The organism is Enterobacter sp. 22452 (assembly GCF_052045065.1).
GTDB classification, from domain to species: domain Bacteria; phylum Pseudomonadota; class Gammaproteobacteria; order Enterobacterales; family Enterobacteriaceae; genus Enterobacter; species Enterobacter mori.
Map to the genome: position 1 here is coordinate 124,086 of NZ_JBQEOB010000006.1, position 17,845 is coordinate 141,930.

17 protein-coding genes are annotated in these 17,845 nt (G+C 57.0%); 7 read left to right on the forward strand and 10 right to left on the reverse strand.

Features of this window, described 5'->3' with window-relative positions; genetic code table 11:
- The first annotated feature begins 30 nt into the window (after positions 1-30).
- The 5 genes from ACTJJA_RS17825 (at position 31) to ACTJJA_RS17845 (ending at position 5,979) form a co-directional block, all read left to right on the forward strand.
- Positions 31-2,127, forward strand: coding sequence for a peptidase domain-containing ABC transporter (locus ACTJJA_RS17825; protein WP_440668839.1), 2,097 nt, complete (start codon positions 31-33; stop codon positions 2,125-2,127).
- Complete coding sequence (locus ACTJJA_RS17830) at positions 2,124-2,873, forward strand: hypothetical protein (protein ID WP_440668840.1); 750 nt, start codon at positions 2,124-2,126, stop codon at positions 2,871-2,873. Before ACTJJA_RS17825 ends, ACTJJA_RS17830 begins: the two co-directional genes overlap by 4 nt.
- A gap of 6 nt (positions 2,874-2,879) precedes the next feature.
- On the forward strand, positions 2,880-4,130 hold the full coding sequence (locus ACTJJA_RS17835) for an HlyD family secretion protein (RefSeq protein WP_059310297.1): 1,251 nt from the start codon (positions 2,880-2,882) through the stop codon (positions 4,128-4,130).
- Between the two features lie 89 nt (positions 4,131-4,219).
- Positions 4,220-4,999 carry an MBL fold metallo-hydrolase gene (locus ACTJJA_RS17840; RefSeq protein WP_440668841.1) on the forward strand — a complete coding sequence of 260 codons (780 nt, stop codon included), beginning with the start codon at positions 4,220-4,222 and terminating at the stop codon, positions 4,997-4,999.
- Between the two features lie 26 nt (positions 5,000-5,025).
- Complete coding sequence (locus ACTJJA_RS17845; RefSeq protein WP_440668842.1) at positions 5,026-5,979, forward strand: GlxA family transcriptional regulator; 954 nt, start codon at positions 5,026-5,028, stop codon at positions 5,977-5,979.
- 28 nt (positions 5,980-6,007) lie between these two features.
- On the opposite strand, the gene ACTJJA_RS17850 is transcribed toward ACTJJA_RS17845, so the two are convergent.
- From ACTJJA_RS17850 to ACTJJA_RS17865, 4 genes are all read right to left on the reverse strand, one after another.
- Positions 6,008-7,096, reverse strand: coding sequence for an AAA family ATPase (locus ACTJJA_RS17850; protein WP_440668843.1), 1,089 nt, complete (start codon positions 7,094-7,096; stop codon positions 6,008-6,010).
- Between the two features lie 146 nt (positions 7,097-7,242).
- Entirely contained in the window at positions 7,243-8,202 is a 960-nt protein-coding gene (locus ACTJJA_RS17855) for a YbgA family protein (protein ID WP_421511308.1), read from the reverse strand.
- A gap of 102 nt (positions 8,203-8,304) precedes the next feature.
- Positions 8,305-8,715 (reverse strand): hydroxyisourate hydrolase, encoded by a 411-nt coding sequence (gene uraH, locus ACTJJA_RS17860; RefSeq protein WP_042714413.1) that lies wholly within the window; start codon positions 8,713-8,715, stop codon positions 8,305-8,307.
- A gap of 99 nt (positions 8,716-8,814) precedes the next feature.
- A complete protein-coding gene (locus tag ACTJJA_RS17865; RefSeq protein WP_440668844.1) occupies positions 8,815-9,540 on the reverse strand; it encodes a MerR family transcriptional regulator in 726 nt (241 codons plus the stop codon).
- Between the two features lie 117 nt (positions 9,541-9,657).
- Between ACTJJA_RS17865 and ACTJJA_RS17870 the strand changes: the two genes are divergently transcribed.
- Complete coding sequence (locus ACTJJA_RS17870; RefSeq protein WP_440668845.1) at positions 9,658-10,182, forward strand: lipocalin family protein; 525 nt, start codon at positions 9,658-9,660, stop codon at positions 10,180-10,182.
- Between the two features lie 3 nt (positions 10,183-10,185).
- Here the strand turns inward: ACTJJA_RS17870 and ACTJJA_RS17875 are convergent, their stop codons facing one another.
- The 6 genes from ACTJJA_RS17875 to ACTJJA_RS17900 are packed head-to-tail and all read right to left on the reverse strand — an operon-like array spanning position 10,186 to position 16,228.
- Entirely contained in the window at positions 10,186-11,199 is a 1,014-nt protein-coding gene (locus ACTJJA_RS17875; protein WP_440668846.1) for a fimbrial protein, read from the reverse strand.
- Positions 11,196-11,714, reverse strand: a complete 519-nt coding sequence (locus ACTJJA_RS17880) for a fimbrial protein (protein WP_440668847.1) — start codon at positions 11,712-11,714, stop codon at positions 11,196-11,198. The genes ACTJJA_RS17875 and ACTJJA_RS17880 overlap by 4 nt, the downstream gene beginning before the upstream one ends.
- Positions 11,705-14,230, reverse strand: coding sequence for a fimbria/pilus outer membrane usher protein (locus tag ACTJJA_RS17885; protein ID WP_440668848.1), 2,526 nt, complete (start codon positions 14,228-14,230; stop codon positions 11,705-11,707). The genes ACTJJA_RS17880 and ACTJJA_RS17885 overlap by 10 nt, the downstream gene beginning before the upstream one ends.
- A 27-nt stretch (positions 14,231-14,257) precedes the next feature.
- On the reverse strand, positions 14,258-14,935 hold the full coding sequence (locus ACTJJA_RS17890; protein ID WP_440668849.1) for a fimbrial biogenesis chaperone: 678 nt from the start codon (positions 14,933-14,935) through the stop codon (positions 14,258-14,260).
- 53 nt (positions 14,936-14,988) lie between these two features.
- Positions 14,989-15,573, reverse strand: a complete 585-nt coding sequence (locus ACTJJA_RS17895; RefSeq protein WP_421511315.1) for a fimbrial protein — start codon at positions 15,571-15,573, stop codon at positions 14,989-14,991.
- 52 nt (positions 15,574-15,625) lie between these two features.
- The gene (locus ACTJJA_RS17900; protein WP_047347501.1) at positions 15,626-16,228 is read right to left on the reverse strand and encodes a DNA-binding response regulator; all 603 of its coding nucleotides are present in this window, start codon (positions 16,226-16,228) and stop codon (positions 15,626-15,628) included.
- Between the two features lie 807 nt (positions 16,229-17,035).
- On the opposite strand from ACTJJA_RS17900, the gene ACTJJA_RS17905 reads away from it, so the two are divergent.
- Positions 17,036-17,845, forward strand: coding sequence for a winged helix-turn-helix domain-containing protein (locus tag ACTJJA_RS17905; protein ID WP_440668850.1), 810 nt, complete (start codon positions 17,036-17,038; stop codon positions 17,843-17,845).

The following is a 17,845-nucleotide window of genomic DNA, read 5'->3' on the forward strand; positions in this document are numbered from 1 at the left end:
GCCATTTTTTTATTTCAGCCACGGATAATTATGTTTTCGCTTTTTCAGTATAAAAAAAAGGGTAAGACACCCGTTATTCGCCAGCATGAATTTACCGAATGTGGGCTGGCCTGCCTGGCGATGGTGCTGGGGCACTATGAACACCATGTCTCCGTCAGCCAGCTGCGCAGGGAGATTTCGGTCTCTGCCGACGCGGGAACCTCGATGGCGGAATTAATGACCCTCGCCAGCGATAAAAATATGACGGGCCGGGTGCTAAAGGGCGAAATCACTGAAATTGAAAGTGCCGAACTGCCGCTCATCGCCTTCTGGCGCGGCAATCACTTCGTGGTTATCGTGAAGGTCGACGGCCGCAGCGTGACGGTCCACGACCCGGCCAGCGGCGTGCGTCGCTACAGCCTCAAGGAGGCGCAAAAACTCTTTTCCGGCTACGTGCTGGAGCTCAAGCCAACGCCGCGCTTCGACAAAAAATCGCCCGACGATACGCTCACGCTGGGCCGGCTGGCCAACAAATCCCCAAGCCTGTTCCAGCGGCAGGTGCTGCTGTTTGTACTCTCGATTTTTACCCTCATCACCATGCTGGCCAGCCCCACCTACGTGCAGCTGATCATGGACGAGGCCATCTCGCGAAACGACAACGATCTGGTGATTTTACTCACCGCGATCTTCGCCATCGTCTTTATTTTTGAAGTCATAGGTAAGTTCCTCAAGCAGATACTTGAGATCCTGATGCGCAACATTGCCTATGACGACCTCAGCCAGTCGGTACGCCGCTATATGCTGCGCACCCAGACCGGCTGGTTCCGCAGCCGCCCGCCGGGCATCGTGCTGGCGATAGAAAAATCACTCCACGCCTGCGCGGAGTTCATCAGCAACGGCTATGTGCAGATCCTCTTTTCCAGCCTGATCGCCTTTACCAGCCTGCTGTTTATGCTGCTGTATAACGTGAAAATCGCCGTGCTGACGATGCTGCTGATGGGGGTTTTCTTCCTGATCCGCTTTTCGCTGATTGGCCCTTACCAGCGCGCGGTGGATGACTCCATCGAGCGCACCGCGAAGTACGAATCGCTGCTGGTGGAGACGCAGAAGGGGATCATCACCCTGAAGGCCAACAACATGGAGCAGGCCCGGGACGCGGTGATGGACAAATCTCAGCACGAACACATTGCCGGGCTGATGCGCAAAGAGCGCCTGCTGGCCCGCTTTGACGTCGCCTCGCTGCTGGTGATCAACGCCGAGCAGCTGCTGGTGGTCTGCTTCGGCGCCTGGCTTATTCTGGAAGGGCAGATGAGCATCGGGATGCTCTACGCCTACATAAGCTACAAACGCTATTTCTCCGATGCGATGGTGCAGGTGGCGCAAAAGCTGCTGGATAAAAATGCGCTGAAGGGGCCGCTGGATCGCGTTGGTGACCTGCTGTTTGCCCCCTCCGAAGCCAGCCAGTTCGGCCGGAAGATTGTGACCTCGCCCGTCAGTCTGGAATTTGAGGATGTCTCTTTTGCCTATCCGGGGCGCGAGGCGACGCTTCAGCACATCAACATGACGCTGAAGCAGGGAGAAGAGGCGGTGATTGTCGGCCAGAGTGGTTCCGGGAAGACCACGCTGCTGCGCCTGATCTCCGGGATGTTGCTCTCCACTTCGGGCAGCTTGCGGATCAACGCGATCCCCATTACCGAATGCGATCTCTCCTCGCTGCGCCAGCATATTCGCATCGTGCACGCGGACGATATTCTCTTTACCGGCTCAATCCTGGATAACCTCTCCTGTTTTGATAGCGCCCCGGACAAAGAGCGGGTGATTGCCGCCTGCCGTCTGGCGGAGATCGACCACGTGGTGGCGCGTCTGCCGCACGGCTATGAAACGGAGCTGCTGCCGGGGAACACCTTTTTCTCCGCCGGTGAGATGCAGCGTCTGGTGCTGGCGCGCGCCCTGTACAGCCAGCCGAAGCTGCTGCTGTGCGATGAAGTCACGGCAAACCTCGATAAAACCACCGCGCAGAAGGTGCTGGCGAACCTGCGTGGTCTGGGAATTGGCCTGGTGTTCGTCACCCACTCGCCGGAGGTGGTCGGCTGCCACGGACGGCTCTACACCATGGAAAACGGCACGCTGCGGGAGAGTGAGCAATGATGTTTCTCCCCCGTCTCTACGCCCGACTTTGCGCCCGGCAGGCTGGACGCACCCTGCTGGCAGGCCGGATAACGCAAAACTACAGCCAGTTTATGCGCTGCCCGGAGGCCGACGTCCCGGCCGATTTTCTGCGACAGAACGCCCGGGAGATGAGCGGCTTTAACTTCGTGGAACAGATCTTCCCGCCCGCGCTGTGGCGGCGCAACGTGCGCTTCGATCTCCATGCCCGCGTGGCGGAATTCACCCGCAAGCAGGATTTCTATTCCCGGCCTCGCACCCTGCTGCTGGGCATGCGCTGGGCCGGGTTTGGCCTGATCGCGGATGCGCTGCTCGCCACCGCGCCAGAAGACGTACGCTTTCAGTTTGTCACCCGCCAGCCTGTGCTGCACAAGCTGATGGCCGCTCACGAAGGGCGGCGTGCGGGGGCGTTTTTCGCGCCGCATCGGCTGGTGACCGTGCTGCTGATGGATGAACGCCTCCCGGATGCACCGCTGTTCATGACCCAGGCGGGCGACCAGAAGGCGTGGTTAACGGATGTCTCGACGCGTTTTTTAACGCGCTACGGATACGCGGTTCGCACGCTGGTGCCCACCTGTTCGCTGCATGCGGCGGAGTTTGGGTTAGAAAGCCAGATATACGCACCAGCGGACTACCGCCAGGCCGCCACCGCCACGCTGAATGCGCTGCGTAAAACCCCCACGCTCTGGAGTGCATGGGACGATCTTTCAGTGATTTATCATGGATGACATGTCGTGAAATTAAAAAACCGAAGCCGACAACGTCGGGCGCTAATCCCGCACCATTTTTCAAAGAGCTATGAGATCAACGCCCCGCGCCTGAAAGGCGTGCTGACGCTGTTTATCTCCTTTTTCCTCTGCCTGCTGGTCTTTTCCATCGTTTTTAATTTTTCGGAGACCACGCTGGCGCGCGGCGTGCTGATCCCGGCCCAGGGCGATGTGGAGGTCCGCGCCAGAGAGTCCGGCACCATCGTTGATTTCGCGGTGCGTCCGGGCCAGTACGTGAAAGAGAATGATCCGCTTTTTACCGTTTCGCAGGACTACGGCGGCAAGCAGGGGTCGGTGGTGCAGTTTGACCGCCAGCAGATGGAAGCGGAGAAAAAGCGCAGCGAGCAGCGCATTCAGGCCATTGATGATTCTATTGCGTCATACCGTAAAAACCTGGCGCAGCAGCTGGATCTTACCGACCGGCAGATAGCGGTTTCCCGCGATAAGGTGAAAAAGCTGCGCGCGCTGCTTAAAAACAACACCGACACGTACGAGGCGTGGAAATCGGTATCGGGCAAAGGCTATGTCTCAAAGGTGGATCTCGATAAAAGCCACAACGACGTGCTTAACGCCCAGCTCAACCTGACCCTGGAAGAGAGCACCATCCTTGACCTCGAGGCGCGCAAAACCAGCCTCACCGACAGCACCCAGTCGCAAATCGACTCCCTGAGCGAGGAGCAGCTGTACGTGAAGAACCGGATCAGCGAAATCGACCGCAACCTCTCCAGCCGGGGCAGCTCAACCATGGCGATGCTGGCTCCTGCCGACGGCTACGTGGTGGCGATCAACTTTCCGCCGGGTCGGGCCATTACGCAAAACAGCGAAGTGGTGGTGGTGATCCGTAAAAATACCGCCGCGTCGATGGAGGGGTATCTCTATGTGCCCGCCACGGGCGTGGGCCGGGTGGCAAAAGGGGATAAGGTGAAGCTGCGCTTTGACTCCTGGCCGGTGGATAAATATGGCTCGGTAGAGGCAACCCTGTCTGATTTCTATGAGGTGAACATCGATGCCCATTCGGCGCTCATCCCGCTGCAGGAGGGGCAGAACTACTACCTTGCTAAAGTGCGGGTGCCTTCCTGGTTTACCGACCCGGACAAGAAAAAGCGTCTATTGATGGGCGGTATGACGGTTAACGCCGATATCGTTATCGATCGTAAACCGCTCATCAACCTGCTTATCGCGCCGCTGGAGCGGGTGCGCAAGCGGTTTATCGATTGACCCGATTTCATCGGTTATCGCCCTTTAACCCACATTGTTAAGCGGTGCAACGGGCTATCCTCCTTATCACACCAACCGGAGGATAGCCCATGAACATCACCCATATTCGCAACGCCACCCAGCTGATCACCTACGCCGGCAAGCGTCTTTTAATCGACCCGATGCTGGCCCCGAAGGGCGCTTATCCGGGCTTTGCCGGCACGGCACATGCGGATATTCGTAACCCGACGGTCGAGCTTCCCGTTGACGTCAACACGCTGCTGGACGCTGACGCGGTGATCGTTACCCATACCCACGACGATCACTGGGATCAAACCGCTATTGATCTGATCGCCAAAGACAAGCCGATCTACGTGCAAAACGACAGCGACGCCGCGCTGCTGCGCAGCCAGGGGTTTAGCAACCTGACGGTCATGACCGACGCGACCACCTTCGGCGATATTCAGATTGTGAAAACCCACGGCGGCCAGCACGGTACCGACCGCGCTTACGCCGTACCGGAGCTGGCGGAGCGGCTGGGCGAGGCCTGCGGCGTGGTGCTGCGTCATCCTGCTGAGAAGACGCTCTATCTGGCAGGGGATACCGTCTGGCGCGAAGAGGTGGCAGCGGATCTGCAAAAACATCAGCCGGATGTAGTGGTGCTTAACGCTGGCTATGCCCACGTCATTGGCTTTGGGCCAATCATTATGGGTCAGGAAGACGTGCTCAACGTCCATTTCCTGCTGCCGCAGGCTAAAATCGTGGCGAGCCATATGGAGGCCATCAACCACTGCCTGTTGACCCGCAGCGCGCTGCGTGAGTACGTTGAAGCCAACCAGGTGAGTGACGCGGTGAGCATTCCCCAGGACGGGGAAACCGTTATATTCTGAGTGCGTTAAAGGGAAGGGAGGGACAGATGTCGCTAATCAACGTCGCAATTGTCGCGGTGGACGGGTTCAGCCCGTTTCACTACTCCGTTCCCTGCATTCTGTTTGGCGATTCGGTTTCCGGCGAAAAGCGTTTTAACGTCACGATCTGCGCCGAAACGCCCGGTTTCCTCACGTCAAAAGACGGATTTGCCCTCAACGCTACAGAGGACTACTCCGCCATTGGGCAGGCCGATATTGTCGTCGTTCCCTACTGGCAGCACGTCCTTGAACGCCCGCCTCAAACGCTGCTCGACAGCCTGGCACGGGCAAGAGATAACGGCGCGGAAATCGTCGGGCTGTGTCTCGGGTCGTTTGTGCTGGCCTATGCGGGGATCCTCGACGGCAAGCGTGCGGCCACCCACTGGGAGTTCGAACGCCAGTTTCAGTCGCTCTTCCCGAACGTCCGGCTGGATATCAATGCCCTCTACGTGGATGATGGCAATATCATCACTTCCGCAGGCACTGCCGCCGCGCTGGACTGCTGCCTGTATATCATTCGCCAGCGCTTTGGCAGCGTGGTCGCTAACCAGATTGCCCGCCGGATGATTGTTCCTCCCCACCGCGAGGGCGGGCAGGCGCAATTCATTGCCCAGCCGGTGCCGAAAGATACCCGCGACGGGCGGATTAACTGCCTGATCGACTATCTTCAGCAGCACATCACCGAACCGCATAGCCTGGACTCGCTGGCGGAGGTGGTCTCAATGAGCCGCCGCACGCTGACCCGTCACTTTGTTAAAGCCACGGGGATGAGCGTCGCCGACTGGCTTACCGCCGAACGCCTGCGGCGCAGCCAGATCTTGCTTGAAGCCGGAAATATGCCCGTTGAAAGCGTGGCTGAGCTGGTGGGGTTTAATTCCGCTGTCACCTGGCGACAGCAGTTTAAGGTGCGTTTTGGGGTCAGCCCGGCGGAGTGGCGAAAGACCTTTCGGACTCACTCGTAGGCCGGGTCAGCGCAGCGCCACCCGGCGTTTACCCCAGCCTCTCCACCCTCGTCTCCCCCTCCACCATCGACAGCTGATACAGCGAAAACGATCTCTGTTTCTCAATCAACGTCGCCAGCTCCGGCGAGTGGCTGGTGAGCCAGATCTGCGAGTAGCGGCTGGCCTCGGCGATTAAGCTCGCAAGGGCGGGCAGCATCTGCGGGTGCAGGCTGTTTTCCGGTTCGTTGAGGGCGATAAAGGCTGGTGGACGCGGGCTTAATAGCGCCACCGCCAGGCACAGAAAACGCAGGGTGCCGTCGGAGAACTCCGCCGGCTCCAGCGGTCTGCTCAGCCCTTCGCGCTGCATCATCATGCGAAAACGTCCGCCGGTGTTGTCGCTGTAAAACACGCAGCCGGGGAAAGCCTGGTCGAGGATGCGCATCAGCAGCAGCTCGTCGCCAATTTCCACGATGGTCTGAAACGCCGCCGCCAGGTTGGCGCCGTCGCTGGCCAGCACCGGAGAGCGGAAACCGACCTGCGGCGCACGCATCGCCGAGCCGGATGAGACGGAAAACTCATGATAAAATCGCCAGTTCCGCAGGGACTCGCGCATCTGCGACACTTCCGGGTAGAGATGCGGCTCGCCGAGCTGGCCGAACACCGATTCGTTTTCGTAAAGCGTACCGCTGTGGGTCACTTTCTCGTGATGCACGTTATTCAGAAACACCGCCTGATTCCTGCGCTTCATCAGCTGGGACGACGGGCGTCGGTGCTGGCCGCTCAGCCAGATGGACTCTTCTTTGATCACCGGGTCGAGCTGAAACTGCGAAGGGTAAGGCAGCTTCTCGACAAACCCTACCTGCAGCTCGTATTCGTAGGTCTCTGTTTCTACCGCCAGGTTCATCCGTCGCAGCTGGTCGCTGCGGGTTTTGCCTGCCCAGAACACCTTCAGAATGCCGCCCTCGTTTGCCAGCGCCTGGGAAAACTGCCCCTGGGCGGCGCTGTGCATCAGGTGTATCGCCTTGTAGATATTCGATTTCCCGGTGCCGTTCGGCCCGAAGACGATGTTGAGCTGTTCCAGCTCCAGCGACATTTCGCGAATCGAGCGGTAGTTTTGAATGTGCAGAGTGGTGATCACAGGCAGTCCCTTTTTTGCGTTACGGGGCTGTATATAATCACAGTATTTTGCGTGGAATGCAAAAAAGAGACGACAGTGAGGGTGTCGTCTAAACGGGGTACTGCTTTGGGCCTCTATGGGTCAAACGGGCCTTCGCATTCTTATCGTCAGGTTACTGCCAGACGCAGACCCAAATCATCAGGATAGGGATCAAAGTAGTTTTGCGTCATCAGATATCGGTCAGGATATTCGGCCATATAGTGTTTCAACAGCGTCAGCGGCGCGAGGATGGGCAGCAGCCCGTCGCGATAGTGCAGGATTACATCGCGCAGTTCGACGCGCTGGCGGCTGTTCAGCTGGTTACGGAAATAGCCCTGAATATGCATTAGCACGTTGGTATGGTTTTTCCGCGAAGCGGGCTTTTTCAGGATCGTCATCAGCTTTTCGCGGTACGCCACGAAGAAGGCGTCCAGATCTTCCCATTCATGCAGCGACGCAACGAACGGGCCGATCTCGCGGTAGCCCGCCTGATGGTGCGCCAGCAGTTGCAATTTGTAGCGGCTGTGGAAATCCAGCAGCCCACGGCGCGTCAGGCCTTTAGCGCGCAGCGTGTTCAGCTCGTGCAGGGCAAATACCCGCTCGATAAAGTTTTCCCGCAGCACCGGGTCGTGCAGCCGACCGTCTTCTTCCACGGGCAGCCACGGGTAGGTTTCAAGCAGGGCGGCGGTGAACAGCCCGACACCCTCCTTGCGGCCCCGGTTGCCGTTTTCATCATACAGCCGCACGCGTTCCATGCCGCAGCTTGGCGATTTCGCGCAGACGATAAATCCCGACAGATCGCCGATTTTTGGCAGATAGTCCGCCGTAAAGTCGGCCATTTTCTGCGTAATATCATCATGGGGTGGTTTGCTGAAGCGGAGCTGCGTTTCGCCGCTGTCCGTCAGCGTCAGGCGTATGGCCGGGCGAGGCGTTGGCAGGCCAATCGCCATTTCCGGACAGACGGGCCTGAAACTCACCCACTGGGCCAGTTCATCCATGACAAAGCCCATACGCTTGTGTCCGCCGTCGAAGCGAACGGCAGACCCGGTCAAACATCCGCTAATACCGAGCACAGGTTTTGTTGTCATGGTGTGGTCCTCCCGTTCTTCTCTTTAAAACTTACACAACATGACTAATTTGTCCAAGTATTAGCGGAATTATTTTTTATTTCCCTTTAAAATCAACGGTTCTTAACTGCCCTTGTAAGTTGAATAACCGTACTGGCTCAGCAGGAGAGGGATGTGCAGCTTTTCGTTGGTGCGGGTTACGGTGAACAGCACCGGGATCTCCGGGAAGAAGGAATCCAGCTTCTTCCCGTGGAAGTAATCTGCGGTTTTAAAGGTCACTTTATAGACGCCGGGCTGCATATCCTGATCCTGCGGATAAAGCGATTTGATGCGGCCGTCATGGTCAGTTTTGCCGCTGGCAATTGGGGTCCATTTGTCCTGCTGCTGTTTTTCCAGCGTGACGGTAACGTCCGATGGCGGCATCCCGGTTTGCTGGTCAAGAATGTGTACGCTCAGCGTGCCGGCAGGAGCGCTAAAGGCGGCAGGGGCAAAGGCCAGGGTGGTCAGCATCAGCAGAGAGGCAGTTTTTTTCATTGTGTTTTCCTGTGGGGTTGTCGGTCACAGGAAAACGTTAGCATTTGTGGCGCGGGAAAATATTCAACTTTTCGTGAAGATTCCCACAGGAGAAAATGATTAGAGGATAATCACTTCAAGCGATACCTGCTGTTGCCACTGCTCGATCTGCTTTTTGCGCGCGGCGGTGAGTTTGCCGCGCGTGACCAGAAGCCAGTGGCGGTCCGGGAAAATCTCTGGGGCCAGCGTGGCAGGAGGCGTGGGCAAAATATCGATACGGTGACCTTGTCCGGTGCGGGTTAAGGCTTCGAGCCAGACTTCACACGGATCGTTCAGGTACCAGCCGCTGAGCAGGATGTTGTCGCCCGGCGCTTTTTTATCGCCTTCCAGGCAAAACGAGGTATAGGCGATGATGATGCCGTCGAGGATCTCGCGCAGGGTCATGGCGGCGGCGACGTTTGCCGAAACCTGACTGCGCAGCGGACGCAGCACGTTCGCGACCAGTTCTGGTCTTGGGTACTCGCGTCCTGCGTCGTAAATCATCTGGCGCAGGGACTCGATTTTGCCGTCCTGCAGGCGCTGTAACATGGTTTGCTGCAGCGTGATCCAGTTGTTTGTCAGGCGTGACGTAGGGCGCTCCAGCAGCGGTTTGACCTGGCCAATCGGGACGCCTTTTTTTACCCAGTCGAGGATTTTTAGCGCCTGCTGGACGTCCTCATCGCTGTACTGGCGGTGGCCGCCCTCCGTGCGCTGAGGCTTGAGTAAGCCGTAGCGCCGCTGCCAGGCCCGCAGCGTGGTGGCGGTGATCCCGCTGAGTCTGGCGAATTCGCCGATGGAGTAAGCCATGTCCGTGTCCAGAGTTGAGGAATACTCTCAATATACTACGAATTTTCGCGGGCGGGATGAAGCGCCGCCGCGGTGCACTACACTTAATTTCCAACCGTGCAAATGAAAGGAATTCTCATGAAGCTATGGCCTGTTGTGACCGGTGTTGCCATTGCCCTGACGCTGGTAGCCTGTAAATCCCCCACCCCACCGAAGGGCGTGCAGCCCATTTCCGGTTTTGACGCCAGCCGCTATCTTGGCAAATGGTACGAAGTCGCTCGCCTGGAAAACCGCTTTGAACGCGGTCTGGAGCAGGTTACCGCTACCTACGGCAAGCGCAGCGACGACGGCATCAGCGTGCTTAACCGCGGCTACGACCCGGTGAAGAACAAGTGGAATGAGAGCGAGGGTAAAGCCTACTTTACCGGCGAACCGACCACGGCCGCGCTGAAGGTGTCCTTCTTCGGCCCGTTCTACGGCGGGTATAACGTGATCAAACTGGACGATAAGTACCAGTACGCGCTGGTCAGCGGCCCGAACCGCGACTACCTGTGGATCCTGTCGCGCACGCCAACCATCCCGGATGCGGTGAAACAGGATTACCTGAACACCGCGCGCGGTCTGGGCTTCCAGGTTGACCAGCTGGTGTGGGTGAAGCACTAACCCCTACTGGTAGGAAAACGTAATGCTTGCCAGGGCATTGGCCGAACCGGGGACCAGTTCGCCGGTTCGGATGTACTGCGCCTGGAACGGCAGCGACAGGGTTTGTGCCGCGGTGGTGCTCTGCATAAAGAACTGGTTCGTTGTGCCCGCCGCCGAGCTGTCTGGCCCCATCATCAGCGGTCCGGTGCCGTTGTAGAAAAACTGCACCCCAACGCCGGACGCCGTGGAGTCACCGGTCAGCGTCACCACCGACGAGGTATTCGACGGTGTGGTCTGGTCGGTCATCACCGCGTTAACCGCCACGTTCGCGTCGCAGGTCAGGCTGACGTTAAACGACCCGGAAGGTGACGTGCTGCCCACGGTGGTCAACGTGCGGATATCAATCGTGCCCAGATCGACATTCGCGCTTTTTGTTCCCACCGTACAGCCGCTCGCCGTCACGGTAATGGCGGTAGGGTTAATGATGACTTTTGCCGTTTTGACCTCGTTGTTATATGCGGTCAGGACCGCAGCGTTGATGGTGGGGATCTGGTAAACCCCTGATTTCAGCGCCGTGCCGGTCTTAATAAAGGTCACCTTGGCGGACCAGCCCAGATCGGTGGCGTAGCCATTGGTCCCGTCCGCCGGGTAGCTTTGCGTAATACCGCTCTGCAGCGGTATCCAGGCGGAGCCGTTAAAATCCTTCAGCCCGATGATATAACCCACGCCTGGGACTCCAGTTTCAAAAATGGTGTAGTTAACCCCGTCGACGGTGACCGTCATCCCGCTCGAGATGGCGCTGCTGCTCGGCTCCAGCGTGCCTTTGGAGCAGGTAAAAACAAGCCCGCACCAGAACACCTGCTGCACGCTGGCGGTGGCGCTCCAGGTCGATCCGATTATGTTGCCCGGCACCACCGAATCCGCGGGTCCGCTGTAGGTCATCGGCTGAGGGGAAAGGGTAATATCCGATTTCCACTCCATCGCCTGTACGCTGGCGCAGAGCAGTAATCCGGTGATAAAAAACACTAAACGCATCATTGATACTCCGTAGTCCAGGTCGCGAAAGCAGAGACGTCTCCGGCATTGACGGGCGCGCCCGTGGCGGCCAGTCGGGCATAGAAGGTTACCTCTACGCTGTCATCGCCCGGCGTGCCCCAGGCGGTGGTTTGCGTGTTCAGTGGAATCAGCGCGCTGTCTTTATCGAGGATCTGCACCGCCACGCCGGTTGCGCCGCCGTCGGCAATTTTAACCAGCTGCGGGTCGTCATTGTCCGGCGTGCCGCTGAAGCGGATTTTTACCCCGGCAAAGGTCGGCCCGCAGGCTTCAAGCCTGATCGTGAAGGGCGTTTTGATATTGCTTACCGCCCCTGCGCGGGCGAACTGTTTCATCCCAATGGTCCCCAGCGGTACCTCTTGCTCTTTGGAGTCCGCGGCGACAACACAGGTGTTGCCGATCAAATTCCCGGTGACGGAAACCAGCACGTCATAGCCGCGAACGGGGAGAGTAAAAAACAGCAGCAGGACGATGCTGGTCATCCGGAGCGTTACTGACATACCACCTCCTGGGAATAAAGGCCGGTGCGGGCATTATAATTTTGCTTATTTAACGCATAGTTAATGGTGCAGCGCTGGTCGCTGTTGCGGCCCCACACTGCGCTCAACATGCCCTTAACGGGTAAGCCGGACAGATACAGACTGCCGCCGTCGCCAACGATGCCGCTGGTTTTGTCATCACTGAGTGAGACCAGCGTGCCGAAGGGAAGCACGTCGTTGCCGTGACGCACGATAAACATCGCTTTTGCCCCCTGACGCGTGACGATGGTGGCACGAACCAGGGCGCCGTCGGTGGGCGTTTTGTTGACGATGGCATTCTCGAGCTCCACGTCGTTGCCCGCCGTGGTGACGTCCAGCGCAACCTGATTGACGCGATACGGCGTGGCGTAGGGGATCACCGCGTATCCCCGACTGTCGGTTTTAATGCCCTTGTGATTAAGCACGGAAACGTTGCTGGCCCCGGGAGCTTTAACCAGAATATTGGTATTGCCGAGCGGCTGGCTTAGCGTCAGGCCATCTTCATGCAGCACCGCGCCGCCGCTCATCCCGTAGCTGAGGTTTTGGGAATCGCGGGTGTAGCTGTAGCCGAGGTTATAGTCTCCGCGCGCACCTTCGTACTGCAGGGCGACATCACCGCCGTACTGTTGCTGCTTGCTGTAGCGCTGGTTAACGCTATAAAACAGATTCTCCTGGCCCGGCAGATAACCGCTCACGCCGGTGCTGGCGGTGGTGCCGGTAGAGTCCGCATGGGTGGTTGTAAACCGCGCGCGCGTGGCGAGCTGCGGGTTACCAAACGGCACCGACAGGGAGAGCGCCAGAAGGTTCTCTTTCTTGTTGTCATACAGGCTGGCGCTGCGCTGAACGCTGACGCCAAGCGACAGGTTACGAAACGTGGCGTTCCACGCGAACTGCAGGCTTTGCGTGGTGTTTGACGTGTTCCAGTAGGTTTGCTGATCCCACGACAGTGACAGCGAGCCGTATTGCCCCATCGGCTGCGACAGCAGCAGCTGGTTCTTGGCTTTACGCGACATCCGCAGGTTGTACACGGTGTCGTAATGGGTGGTGACGGTGCCATTGTCTTCCACAATCTGCTTTGGCGACCCGCCCGCCATCCCTTTGTACGTGGTATCGCTGAGGGTATAAAACCCCTCCGTGGAGTAGCGCAGCGAGAAGAAGTTTATCCGCGTGCCGGTGTCGTTCAGCAGCTTGCTGTAGCGCAGGCGCACGGAATCGCCGGTGTAGTGCCGATCGTCCGCCAGCTGGCTGCGGGCGTGGGTCAGGTCAATAGAGTAGGCACCAAAGCGGCCGAGGTTTTGCCCAACCCCGAACGCCAGACCGTTATAGCGATCGGCAAACTGCGCCCCGCCGTAAAACGTTAGGCCGTAGCGCCAGCCGTAGAACAGCTCGCCCTGTGCGAAAGAGGGCGACGCCTGATCGCCCATCGGGCGGTAGGTGCCGGCACCGAAGGCATATTTCACCTGTCCGTTACGCACCAGGTTCGGCACGCTGGCAAAGGGAATCGTGTATTGCGTCTGGCTGCCGTCGTTCTCCTGAATGGTGACCGCGAGATCGCCACCTGACGACGTCGGGTAGAGATCTTTCAGCACAAACGCCCCCGGCGGAACGGAGGTTTGATAGATGATGTTGCCGTTCTGGCGAACCGTTACGGTGGCGTTGCTGCGCGCGATGCCGCGGACTTCCGGCGCGTAGCCACTCAGGCTGGCAGGCAGCATGTTGTCATCGGTTTTCAGGGCAACACCGCGCAGGCCCACGGAGTCGAAGACCTGTGACGAGGTATAGGTTTCACCGGCATACGCCTGGGCATTCAGGTCGGGGATATCCCTCTGCAGCCAGGTTTGCACGTGAGTGAGCTCGTTGTTGTCTTTGGTCCACGTGGTGAAATCACGCAGCCGCCACGCGCCGAGGTTGATGGCGCTGTTCAGGCTTGCAAACAGCTGCCGATCGCGCGTGCGCGTCTCGCCCTGATATTCATTGTTCGAACCGTTCACCACATAATTTAGCCACGCGGCAGGGATCCCTGCCTCCCAGCTTTCCGGGCTGACGTACCCGCGCGGCAAATTGCGCATCGCACTTTGCGGTACGGTGAAGTTCAGGGTGAGCGTCTGCTGGTCAAAATCAAACCGGCTATCGGCAAAAGCCTGTGTCAGGAAGATGCAGCGCTGCGCCAGCGGCAGCGCGCCGCCTTTTGCCTGCTGGCTGTCGATGCCCAGCGCGGCGATTTGTTCAGGCGTAAGGCACGGCAGGGCTTCCCCTGCCGTATTTTCAGCAATGCGGAACGTGACGTTGCCTGTGAACGCGTAGTTGTTATTGATATACACGTTGAGGTTGTAATCTCCCGGCGGCAGCGCGCTCCCGGCGTTAACCCAGGCGAGATCGGCGCTGTTTGCGCTCTCGCCGTTGAGAAACGCGGGGTTAAATTGCAGTTCGCTTTCGGCAGCCACGGCTTGCCGAATCACCAGGGAGATCACCGTGGCGCACAGGATTTTTCTTTTCACGTGGTCACGCCTTACTGTTTTTTTTTATTATTGGGATAACGACGCGCGCGTGGCGGGGGTCCATGCCCCGTAATCGTTAATGGTCTGATAGCTCATGCTGCTTGCATGGCTGAAGGTTTCGGCCAGCGTCAGGCTGGATTTCGGCGGTACCATCACCGGCTGTACCGGCATACCATCAATTTTCACGTTGATAGTGGTGAGGTAGTACGGCGTTGGGTTCGTGAGCGTGACTTTCCCGGCGCGATAGGCGCCAGAAAGGCTTTTCCATGCCTCGCCTGCGCCTTGTCCGAGGCTCTGCGGGCGGTAAAAGACCTTGATGCGGTTTGCCGACGCAAACTGCAGCGAATTGCCGGAGCCGCTTTTGGACTGCTGCGGAATGGCTTTGACCGTCATCCAGTAGAGCGTTTCGCGATCTTCTGGCAGGGTTTTGCCGTTAAACATGATTTTTACCGCGCTTTCGCTGGCGGGTTTCATGACGTACAGCGGTGGCGTAATCACGAAATCGTTGGTTTTTTGCCCTTTCTCGTTTTCCATCCATGACTGGATCAGGAACGTGGCGTCGGGATGCGTGTTCCTGACCTGCAGCATGGACTGGTTGGTGGCGCTGGAGTAGACCATTCGCGTTGCGCCTAACCCCACGCCGCCGGCATGCGCGGCGGTTGAACATACTGTGGCAGCCAGGCAAATCCATGTGTTTACGCGCATAGTGACGCTCCTTAAAGCTGAGTCAGGCCCGGCCAGCAGACCGGGCCTGAAAATTACGAATAGGTAACGGTGTAGGTCGCGACAGCGCTGGCATCACCCGCGGTGGCACCGCCCTGCGGCGAGTAATATTTCGCGCTGAAGTTCAGGGTGTTGGCACCCTTACGCAGCGGGATGGCCGCTGCGGGTTCACCCAGATTCACCACGTTGCCCTGTTCGTCATAAAGACGAATCGCCACATGCTGCGCGGAGGTGGTGCTGCCGTTTGCTCCGGCGGCCAGGCTATTGGCATCGGTGGAGTCCGGCGTACCGGTGAAGGTGACGGATACGGTTGTTGCGGCAATCGGGTTGTCTTCCGTTGAGGCCGAGGTATCGGCGATTTCGCAATCTTCCAGGGTGATGGCAAACGCTTTTGCCGTGCTGGCTTCACTGCCTGCGGCCGCCAGCGTCGCGGTACGCACTTCGCCCATATCAACGTCAATGTTGGCGCTGCCTGCGCTGATGGCGCAGGCGGAGGTCACGACTTTGCCGCTGAAGTTCACCGTGCCGCCGCTCGCGGTTGCCGCCATGGCGGAACCGGCAGGCAGCAGAGCGGCAATGCTTAATGCCAGAAATGTGCTGTGTTTTACGCGTGCTTTCATTTTCTTAATTCCTTTGTTTTTATTGATGAGATTTGCTCTGAAAGCGCCAGGTCTAACTGGTTAAAAAGACCAGCAAATCTGTCTTATTCCTGAGCCCGAGTTTTCGTATCGCGGAGTTTTTTAAAGCGCTTACCCGGCGATATGAAAGCTTCTCTGTTTCTGCGATGTAACTCATATCCAGTCCGTTCCTGAGTTCCTTCAAAACCCTCCACTCTCCTGGCGTTAGCGATAACGCCGTTGGTTTCTTTTGTGGGCGATAGCGGCTATCGACCATTTTTAATAATTTCGTCCGCCAGCAATAAACCGACTCATGCAGCGAGATATAGGCATCGATATCGCCTCTGATCCATTGCGATGAATGCGCAGGGGCGGAATACATACAAACAATCACGCCGGGATATTTCGCTTTGATTCTTTTCAACCCATTAAGATAATCATATCCGGTGTGATACTTGTCAGAACCTGATAACAGGAGAATATCAATTGGTGTAGTCGATAATACGTTATCAAGCTGCTGGAAATTCCCGGCTGTCATTTCAATCTGAGATTCCGGCGTAATGCTCCTTAATAATGTGATGATGCCCTTTCGTGCATAATGGTCGCCACCCATTAACGCGATACGTAAATGTTGTTGTGTTTCGTTCTTATTCGCCATGTTAGTACCTCGATTTATAATAATAATAAGACAAACCGATACGATTAAGGTTGGTCTAAGTTCTCGAAGTCATCACGCTATGCATGGAGTAGGCCTACTATACGCTGGCCATAAAAGAGGTAATCTGAATTAATCTTAATTTGTATTAATTGTCGATTTTGATACCGCTGTCGATCGGTTCCTCTGTTGATGTTTCTCCTCTTTATTGCCTGTAAATAAGCATAACCGCTTTTTTTTATTAATCTTTGTCTTTGTTAAATGTTGTGTAAGGGAAGTGTCTGTTAGCGTCAGTGCGGGGGCTGAAGTGCTGACGGAGGATAACAATTTCCGAGTGTTATCATCGATTTATACTGATGATACCGCAGGGTGAATATCGGCAAAAATAGCATTATTTATTGATATTAAAGGAAGTTAAGAAAACTTAAGCGTTAACAGTTCTGTATATTTCAGACGTCCATGTCCACGCTGTTCAATTAGGGTTTTTGTCTGTTTTTGTCAATGTCAAGCGTGGCGGGTTACTCCTTGTCAGCTACCGTGTTCCTTCACTACTTCAGAAAAGTTAAGAGAGAGGATATTCGGCCAGCCAGAGCGCGCCGGAGCGGCGTTTAATGCGTCTCACGCGTCAGTGAAGCGACAGAGAGAAGAGAGGAAAATAAGATTTTTCGCCAATGGCTGATATATACAGCATAATCTTTATCAGCCACATTAATCCTTATGTTACGTGGCGAACGTATTCTACATTCGCCGGTGTACTGACAGGCCGTCGTGAAAAACGGCGCAATTGAACGGAGAACACTCACCAACGCTATGCATAAGCATTACATCATCAATAATATGGTTGAGTTTCATCCCGCGACCAGCACGCTGAGGGATATCGCCAGCCCCGATCGGGTTGTGGTTTTAAATTCTCCGGCAGGCCGATGTCTGTTGTTATTAATAGAAAGAGCCGGAACTATTGTCACGCAACAGGAGTTTCTGGATATTGTCTGGCAGCGCCGCGGTATGCTGGTCTCGCCCAATACTTATTATCAAAACATCTCTATTCTGCGAAAGGGGCTGAAAAAGATTGGTTTTGAGGTTGACCCCATCGTCACCATTCCGCGCATCGGGTTAACGCTGGCGAGCGATACGCAAATCGTGATTAAAGACCCCCATCCTCGTCCCGCAGAGCTACCCGAGAAAGATGCGCCTGAGCTATGCGACACGATCTCGCCTGCCGTGCTGCCACCGCTGTCGGCGGAGCCGGTAGCCGTCGTAACCGGCGCGTCCGGGCATCGCTCCCGGTGGCTTCCTGGCATGCTGATCGCACTGCTGGTGCTGGTTGGAGCAGGCATCGCAACTCACAGCAGCGCGCGTGAAAACCGTTTTATCGATGACTATCGGTTTACTGCTTTGGTCGGGGCGTGTCACGTCTACCTGGCTCAGGATATTCAGACCCAGGACGAGCGGTCGAAAGCCCTGGCATACGTGACGCCGTTTAAGGACGCCTGCACGAGCTATCCGTGGGTGTACATCAGCTGGTACTCCCTGCTGCCGCGCGCGTCCGTGATTCGGTGTGACAGATCGATGAAGGAGCCGAATCACTGCATCTCTGACTATTTTATTGAGGAGCGCTAG

Coding starts and splice junctions, on each gene's coding strand:
- ACTJJA_RS17870 (WP_440668845.1), top strand. CDS start 9,658: ATGAAGCTATGGCCTGTTGTGACCGGTGTTGCCATTGCCCTGACGCTG.
- ACTJJA_RS17825 (WP_440668839.1), top strand. CDS start 31: ATGTTTTCGCTTTTTCAGTATAAAAAAAAGGGTAAGACACCCGTTATT.
- ACTJJA_RS17865 (WP_440668844.1), bottom strand. CDS start 9,540: ATGGCTTACTCCATCGGCGAATTCGCCAGACTCAGCGGGATCACCGCC.
- ACTJJA_RS17895 (WP_421511315.1), bottom strand. CDS start 15,573: ATGAAAGCACGCGTAAAACACAGCACATTTCTGGCATTAAGCATTGCC.
- ACTJJA_RS17900 (WP_047347501.1), bottom strand. CDS start 16,228: ATGGCGAATAAGAACGAAACACAACAACATTTACGTATCGCGTTAATG.
- ACTJJA_RS17830 (WP_440668840.1), top strand. CDS start 2,124: ATGATGTTTCTCCCCCGTCTCTACGCCCGACTTTGCGCCCGGCAGGCT.
- ACTJJA_RS17855 (WP_421511308.1), bottom strand. CDS start 8,202: ATGACAACAAAACCTGTGCTCGGTATTAGCGGATGTTTGACCGGGTCT.
- uraH (WP_042714413.1), bottom strand. CDS start 8,715: ATGAAAAAAACTGCCTCTCTGCTGATGCTGACCACCCTGGCCTTTGCC.
- ACTJJA_RS17875 (WP_440668846.1), bottom strand. CDS start 11,199: ATGATGCGTTTAGTGTTTTTTATCACCGGATTACTGCTCTGCGCCAGC.
- ACTJJA_RS17890 (WP_440668849.1), bottom strand. CDS start 14,935: ATGCGCGTAAACACATGGATTTGCCTGGCTGCCACAGTATGTTCAACC.
- ACTJJA_RS17880 (WP_440668847.1), bottom strand. CDS start 11,714: ATGTCAGTAACGCTCCGGATGACCAGCATCGTCCTGCTGCTGTTTTTT.
- ACTJJA_RS17905 (WP_440668850.1), top strand. CDS start 17,036: ATGCATAAGCATTACATCATCAATAATATGGTTGAGTTTCATCCCGCG.
- ACTJJA_RS17845 (WP_440668842.1), top strand. CDS start 5,026: ATGTCGCTAATCAACGTCGCAATTGTCGCGGTGGACGGGTTCAGCCCG.
- ACTJJA_RS17840 (WP_440668841.1), top strand. CDS start 4,220: ATGAACATCACCCATATTCGCAACGCCACCCAGCTGATCACCTACGCC.